Source organism: Burkholderia sp. GW821-FHT14F03 (assembly GCF_058803765.1).
The window spans coordinates 82,887-90,116 of record NZ_JBXAPG010000034.1 but is presented as its reverse complement, the minus strand read 5'-3'; the positions used below and the strand labels follow the sequence as shown (position 1 = coordinate 90,116).

Genomic DNA, 7,230 nt, shown 5'->3' with positions numbered 1-7,230 from the left:
CCCCCCCCCCCCCCCCCCCCCCCCCCCCCCCCCCCCCCCCCCCCCCCCCCCCCCCCCCCCCCCCCCGCAGCGCTTCAGCCGCCTAGCGGAACACGACGGTCTTGTTGCCATTGAGCAGGATCCGGCGTTCCGCGAACCACTTCACGGCCCGCGCCAGCACCACGCATTCCGCATCCCCGCCGATCGTCGCGAGCGCCTGCGGCGACATCGCGTGATCGATCCGCGCGACGTCCTGCTCGATGATCGGCCCCTCGTCCAGCTCGCGCGTCACGAAATGCGCGGTCGCCCCGATCAGCTTGACCCCGCGCGCGTGCGCCTGGCCGTACGGCTGCGCCCCCTTGAAGCTCGGCAGGAACGAGTGGTGGATGTTGATCACGCGGCCCTTCAGCGCATCGCAGAACTGCGGCGACAGAATCTGCATGTAGCGCGCGAGCACCACCAGCTCGATGTCCTGCGCGTCGACCAGCGCGAGAATGCGCTGCTCCTGCTCGGCCCGCTCCTCCGCCGACGCGTGCGGCGGCAGCGGGAAATGATGGAACGGCAGGTTGTAGCCGTCGACGAGCCGCGCGAAGTCGCGATGATTCGACACGACGCCGACCACCTCGACCGGCAGCGTGCCGCTCGCGTGGCGGAACAGCAGGTCGTTCAGGCAGTGCCCTAGCCGCGACGCCAGCAACAGCACGCGCGGCCGCGCGGCCGTGGCGTACAGCGTCCATTGCAGGCCCGAGCCGTCCTCGAGCCGGCCGATGCCCGCGCGCAGCGCGGCCTCGCTCGCGCCGCCCTCGTCGAGCGCGAACACGATGCGCATGAACAGCCGCCGCGACGCCGGGTCGCTGTACTGCGCGGAATCGAGCACGTGCCCGCCCAGTTCCGCGAGCACGCTCGACACGCGATGCAGCAGGCCGCGCTGCGCGGGACAGGACGCGAGCAGTGCATACTCGACGCCGGCGGGCGGCTCCGCCAGCGCCGCGGCGCCGGACGCGCCGGTTTGGCTTGATGTCAACACGACGTCTTCCTCCTCGTCAGAGCGCGGCATGCGCGTGGCTGCCGCGCGCCGCCATGTTCAGGTGGTCCACCACGTCACCGAGCCGGCGAATGCCTTCGGTGAGGTCGGCGGCGCTCAGCGCGCAGAACGGCACGCGCAGGAACTGGTAGCCGGGGTGCGCGTCGAAGAACGCGCTGCCCGACGACAGCACCAGGCCCGCCTCGAGCGCGGCCGAGCGCAGCGAATGCTCGTCGATGCGCGCGCCGAGCTTCAGCGACGCGAAGAAGCCGCCCTCCGGCCGCACGAACAGCCGTCCGGGCAGGTAGCGCTCGATGGCCTGCACGCAGGTTTCGAGGCGCGGCCCGTAGAGCGCGCGCAGGCGGTCGAGCTGCGGCGGCAGCTGGCCGCTCTCGCACCAGGCCGCGACGACGCCCTGAGCGAACACGCCGGGCGTGATGTAGTGCCGCTCGGCGACGCCCGCGACGCGCTGCACGACCGCCTCGGGCGCGACCAGGAAGCCCGTGCGCACGCCCGGGCTGATCAGTTTCGTGAACGAGCTCAGATGCAGCGTCAGGTCCGGCGCGAGGCTGCGCAGCGACGGCAGCGGCGCGCCCTGGTAGCGCAGCAGGCCGTACGGCCCGTCCTCGACGAGCAGGAAACGGTATTCGCGCGCCCAGCGGATCATGGTTTGCCGCGCCTCCAGGCTCATGCACGCGCCGGTCGGATTCTGGAAATCGGGAATCAGGTAGACCAGCTTCGGCCGGCGGCGCTGCAGCTCGCGCTCGAACGCATCGAGCCGGACGCCCTCGTCTCCTACCTCGATGCCGACCACCGTGACGCCGTGCTGGCGCAGCGTCGTGAGCGCGCGGTCATAGGTCGGGCGCTCGACGAACACCACGTCGCCCGGCCGCAGGTACGCGTCGCAGATGAAGTTGAACAGTTCGAGCGAGCCCTGGCCGATCAGCACGTTCGACATCGCGCAATCGAACCACGACGCGATGAATTCGCGCAGCGGCGGATAGCCGAACGCCGGCCCGTATTGCAACATCCGGCTCGCGTCGCGCGCGAGCGCGCTCGACGCCATCGCGCGCAGCGAATCGACCGGAAACGATTGGGGATCGGGCACGCCGCGCGACAGATCGATGGTTTTCATGGGAAGTCCTCTCTACGGGGATTAGTTGACGAGCCGCACCGTACCGCGCGCGCGCGGATCGGACGCCGCCTCCGGCATGTCGCCGGCGACGCGGATCACCTGGATGTCGCCGTTCGTGAAGCGCGGCTGGAGGTTGTAGCCGCGCGCGATCAATTCTTCGGCGAGCGCGCCCTCGATCGGCGCATAGGGTTCCCAGTACACGGTGTTGACGGGCAGCAGCTGATGGTGAACGCGCATCTTCGCGACCGCTTTCGCGAGCGGCATGTCGAACGCATGCACGTTGTTCAGCACCTGGAAGATCGAGCCGAAGATCCGCGAGCCGCCCGGCGTGCCGATCACGAACGCCACCCGGCCGTCCCGGGTCAGGATCGTGGGCGTCATCGACGACAGCATGCGCTTGCCCGGCGCGATCGCGTTGGCGTCGGCGCCGACGAGGCCGAAGCGGTTGGTCGCGCCCGGCTTCGCCGAGAAGTCGTCCATGTCGTTGTTGAGCAGGAAGCCCGCGCCCTCCACCACCACGCCGCTGCCGAACTTCGAATTCAGCGTGTAGGTGTTGGACACCGCGTTGCCGAACTTGTCGACGATCGAGTAATGGGTGGTCTCGTCGCTCTCCCCGAGCCCCGGGCGCACGGCCTCCATCCGGGTCGGCACCGCGAGGTCGATCTCCGCCGCGCGCCGGCGCAGGTAGGCGGGGTCGAGCAGCGCGTCGACCGGCATGATCTGGAAGCCCGGATCGCCGAGGTATTCGGCGCGATCGGCGAACACCCGCTTCATCATCTCCGAGAACAGATGCACGTACTGCGTCGAGTTGTGCTCGACGCCCGCGAACGCGCCGTCCAGCTCGTCCCGCATCTTGAGCAGTTGAAGCAGCCCGATCCCGCCCGAGCTGGGCGGCGGCGCGGTCACGACCTCGTAGCCGTTCCAGCGCCCGACGAGCGGCTTGCGCCAGATCGTGCGGTAGTGGCGCAGGTCGTCCTTGGTGATCGGCACGTCCTGGCCGGACAGCTGGCGCACGAGCAGCTCCGCCGTCGCGCCCAGATAGAACTCGCCGACCCCGAAGCGGGCGATCCGTTCGAGCGTCGTGCCCAGCTCCGGCTGGCGGAATACGCCGCCCTCCTCCATCTTGCCGAAGTAGTGCTTGAAGTTCGTCTTGCCCTCGAAATCGTCGAGCATCACGTCGCGCCGCTCGATCAGCTGGCGATGCACGATGAAGCCCTGCCGCGCGTAGCGGATCGCGGGCTCCACGAGACGCCGCCACGGCAGCGAGCCGAAGCGGCGGTGCGCATCCCACAGCCCGCGCACGGTGCCCGGCACCGCGACCGAGTGGCGGCCGACCACGCCCTTGCCCGGCACCACCTCGCCGGCCTCGTCGAGGTACATGTCGCGCCGCGCGTTCTCCGGCGCGCATTCGCGGTAGTCGAGGAAGTACGGGATGCCGTCGTGGAAAATGGTCATGAAGCCGCCGCCGCCGAGGTTGCCCGCCTCCGGATAGGTGACGGCCAGCACGAACGCGGCCGCGACCGCCGCGTCGACCGCGTTGCCGCCCTCGGCCAGCACCGCCTCGGCCTCGTTCGCGCTGTACAGGTCCGGCGCGGCCACCGCGCCCGCCTTCAGCACCTGCGGCGCGCGCGCACCGGGTTCCTGCTGCAGCTTGCGCATGATGCGCCGCGATTCCTCGGCCGCATCACGCGAGCGCGCGTCCTGCTCCGGTTCGTGCCGGGTGGGGTTTTCATTGCTGATCTTCATGGTCTGCCAGTCCTGATGAATGGATATGAGACGGCGCGCGGGCGGCCGGAACGCGGCCCGCGCGCCCTGCCGTCAGCCGAGCGCGGCTTCCGGGTGCGCGACGGCCTGCTGTGCCGGCGCGGAAGCGCCCAGGAACACGCCGGGCCGGTTCGGGTGGTAGGCGAAATGCATCGGGTGTTCGCGGCGCTCGACCGCGTCGAACACCGCCTGGGCAATCTCGGGCGCCTGCGCGAAGCCGCCCGTGTTGTGCCCGCCCGTGATCACGCAGCGGCCGCCGCGCGCGCCCGGCACGATCTCGAACACGCCGAGACCCGACGAGGTCCACGGCCGCACGCAGTACTTGAAGCTGTCCTGCAGGTTGCCCGCCTCCGTCGCCGCGCTGTACGAGGCCGGGAAATACTTGGCCGCCGTGTCGACCAGCCCCTGGTAGATCTGCTGCAGCTGCGCGAGGTCGATGTTGCGCGGATCGACGCCGGTATGGCCGTAGCCCGAGCCGATCACGAGGATCGGCTGACCGCGCTCGTCGGTCGCCACCGTGATGTTCGCGTCCTCGGTGATGTGCCCCTTGCGCGCGAGCTTCAGCGAATGGCGCAGCCCCGGTTCGAGGTTCGGGATCCGCAGCCACGCGCCCAGCACGCCGTGGATCTTGCCCTTCGTCTCGGTGCCGCCGAGCAGCGCATCGCCGTACGCGCCCGTCGACAGCACGTAGTGGTCGGCTTCCAGCACGTCGTCGCCTATCCGCACGCCGCACACGCGCTGCTCCGCGTCGCGCTCCAGGCGCTGCGCGGCGCAGCCCCAGGTGAACTCCGCGCCGCCCGCGCGCAGACGCTGCAGCAGCCCCCGCACGAACTTGTGCGCGTTGACCGTGAAGCCGACCACGTGGATGCCGCCTGCGATATGGCCGCCCCGCACGGCGTCGGCCAGCGCCGGATGCCGCTGCGCGACCTCCTGCGGCGTCAGCACCTGGCGCGTCGCGCCGATGCGGTTCTGGCGTCGCACCGCGCCCGCGAACTGAGCGCCGTCCGAATAGAGCCGCAGGATCCCCTCGCGCAGCAGCGAGGCCGAGAACAGGTCCGGGTCGTCGTCGATCCAGCGGGTCCAGCGCGGATGGCTCGCGCGCGACAACGCGAAGATGTCCTCGTTGTACTTGTCGGCGAGCCAGACCGGGATCCCCTCGAACTCGCGCACCCAGCGCATCTCGTGGTCGGACAGCGTCTCCTTCCAGTGCACGTTCCAGCCCAGCTCGGTCACGCTGCGCCGGAACAGGTTGTTCATCGTCAGCGACACCTGCCGGTCGTTGTAGTTGTCCATCTCCGACAAGGTGAACATGCGCGCGTCGTCGCCGCCGTGGGTGCAGCCGTAGGCCGTCCACGGATGCGCCGCGCCCGGGTCCGGGCGCGCATCGACGAAGTGCACCGCATAGCCCTCCTGCTGCAGGCGGAATCCGGTCACGAGATTGACGAGCCCCGCGCCGACCAGCAGCACCGTGGTGCGGCCGACGATCGTCTCGGGCGCGGCCGCCTCGTCGCGCTCGGCGCGGCTGCGCAGCGCGTGGCGCACCCAGCGGGCTTCGAGCAGCTCAAAAGCGTTGACGTACGCGTCGCCGAGCGACTTCCCGACCGCCTGCAAGGTCATGCTGTTGCCGGCCTCGATCTCGCCCGACGGCGCGTAGTCGAGCAGATCCTGCGCATTCGGATCGGGGATCACGACGCGCACGACGTGGACGGGCGCCGCGCTCGCCGCGGCCCATTCGTCGATCGCCTTGCGCGGCACCGGATCGCTCGAGATCAGCGCGTCGACGCCGCCTTCGATCAGGGTGCGCGCGAGCATGTCCTGGCTCTTGTGCAGCAGGTCCGGACGGTAGATCACGTTGTCGGCGAGCAGCGCGTCCTGCAGCGGCTGGTCCAGCACATCTAACAACAGTATTTTCATGGTGGTATCCGATGGAATGTCGGTAAGGGTCAGGGATGCGCGCCGCGCATCCGATACGGTCGCGGCCGGGCCTCAGCCATGCGGGCTCAGCGCCAGCAGCCCGAGCACGTAGACATAGGCGAGCACCATGCCGAGCGCACAGAAGCGACCGTTCGACACGAAGCTGGTCTCGCGGCTCGACATCTGCAGACTGGTGGCGGCGAGGATCGAGCAGATCGACACGGGCGACAGCAGGTTCGACATCACGAACATCGACGTCCACGCGAGGTACTGCACGTAGGTCGGCCCGAGCACGGTGGCATCCACGAGCGGGAAGAAAATGCCGAACAGGATCATCGGATGCACGCCCAGCATCGTGATCGCGGGCAGCACGGCGATCAGCAGCACGCCCACCGCGTAGGGATTGCCGAGCGGCGCACGCACGGCCTGCGGCAGGTACGCGGCGAGGTCGACGTGCTGGATCGTGAAGATCAGCAGGCTCGACGCCGCGAGCAGCAGCAGCTCGGGCGCGATGCCGTCGATGCTCTTCGGCGCTTCCTTCGTCACCGCCCCCGCCTTGCCCGACAGCACCAGCAGCTCGAACGCGTAGCCCGCGATCATCGCGAACGCGAATGACCAGGTCAGCTTGCCGGTGGCCACGTAGCAGATCGCGCCGAACCCCGCCACCATCGCCGCGAGCACGAGCGGCTTGAGCTTGTCGACTTCGCGCGCCTTGGCGGCGCCCGTGTCGATCTCGAGACGCGGCGTCATCGCCCCCGCCACCACGAACAGCGCGAGCGGCATGCCGAGCAGCAGCACCGCGCCGGTATCGAGGTGCGGGATCGCGGCGGCGATCGACGCCGACGCGACCGTGGTCGGCAGGATGAACATCGATGCGCACAACGCGCGCATCGTGATCCGCGCGATGCCCTGGCGGTTCTTCACCTGCGGCCCGCACACGGCGCCCATCATCGAGATCGCGCCCTGGCTCGTGAACAGCGTGAGCGCCATCGTCGCGAGCGCCACCCGCACCGAGTTCCGCGCGCCATCGGGCGGCGTGATCAGGCGGCTGCTCACGAACGCGGCGAGCCCCGAGCGCGTCAGGCTGTGCCGGAACAGCGACACGCCGACGAGCAGCGCCATCACCGGCGAGAAGCGCCCCATCGCCGCGAGCAGCTGCGGCGCATCGACGACGCTGCCGAGCAGCGGCAGGCAGATCACGAAGATGCCCACCGCGTACCACAGCGTCTGCTTCTTGCGGCTCTCCTTCGACAGGCACAGGATCGCGAGCGGAATGCACGCGACCACGCCGACGCTCGACGCGAGCTTGGGCAGCGCGGCCGAGAACGTCGTCGCCGCCAGCAGCAGCAGCGAACTCAGCATCAGCGCGCTGGCCTTCTGCCATCCATTCAACATGGTGTCTTCTCCTTATCGT

At 69.8% G+C, this 7,230-nt stretch carries 5 protein-coding genes; all 5 read right to left on the bottom strand.

From position 1 onward, the window contains the following. Positions 1–82 precede the first annotated feature (82 nt). The gene (gene purU, locus AC1RQF_RS22575) at positions 83–964 is read right to left on the bottom strand and encodes a formyltetrahydrofolate deformylase (protein ID WP_274004276.1); all 882 of its coding nucleotides are present in this window, start codon (positions 962–964) and stop codon (positions 83–85) included. Between the two features lie 58 nt (positions 965–1,022). After that, complete coding sequence (locus AC1RQF_RS22570) at positions 1,023–2,138, bottom strand: aminotransferase-like domain-containing protein (protein WP_274002422.1); 1,116 nt, start codon at positions 2,136–2,138, stop codon at positions 1,023–1,025. A gap of 21 nt (positions 2,139–2,159) precedes the next feature. Then, entirely contained in the window at positions 2,160–3,884 is a 1,725-nt protein-coding gene (gene ggt / locus AC1RQF_RS22565) for a gamma-glutamyltransferase (protein ID WP_274002421.1), read from the bottom strand. A gap of 72 nt (positions 3,885–3,956) precedes the next feature. Continuing rightward, positions 3,957–5,816 carry an NAD(P)/FAD-dependent oxidoreductase gene (locus tag AC1RQF_RS22560; protein ID WP_492872988.1) on the bottom strand — a complete coding sequence of 620 codons (1,860 nt, stop codon included), beginning with the start codon at positions 5,814–5,816 and terminating at the stop codon, positions 3,957–3,959. Positions 5,817–5,888: 72 nt separating this feature from the next. Further along, positions 5,889–7,211, bottom strand: coding sequence for a hypothetical protein (locus tag AC1RQF_RS22555; RefSeq protein WP_274002419.1), 1,323 nt, complete (start codon positions 7,209–7,211; stop codon positions 5,889–5,891). Positions 7,212–7,230 lie beyond the last annotated feature (19 nt).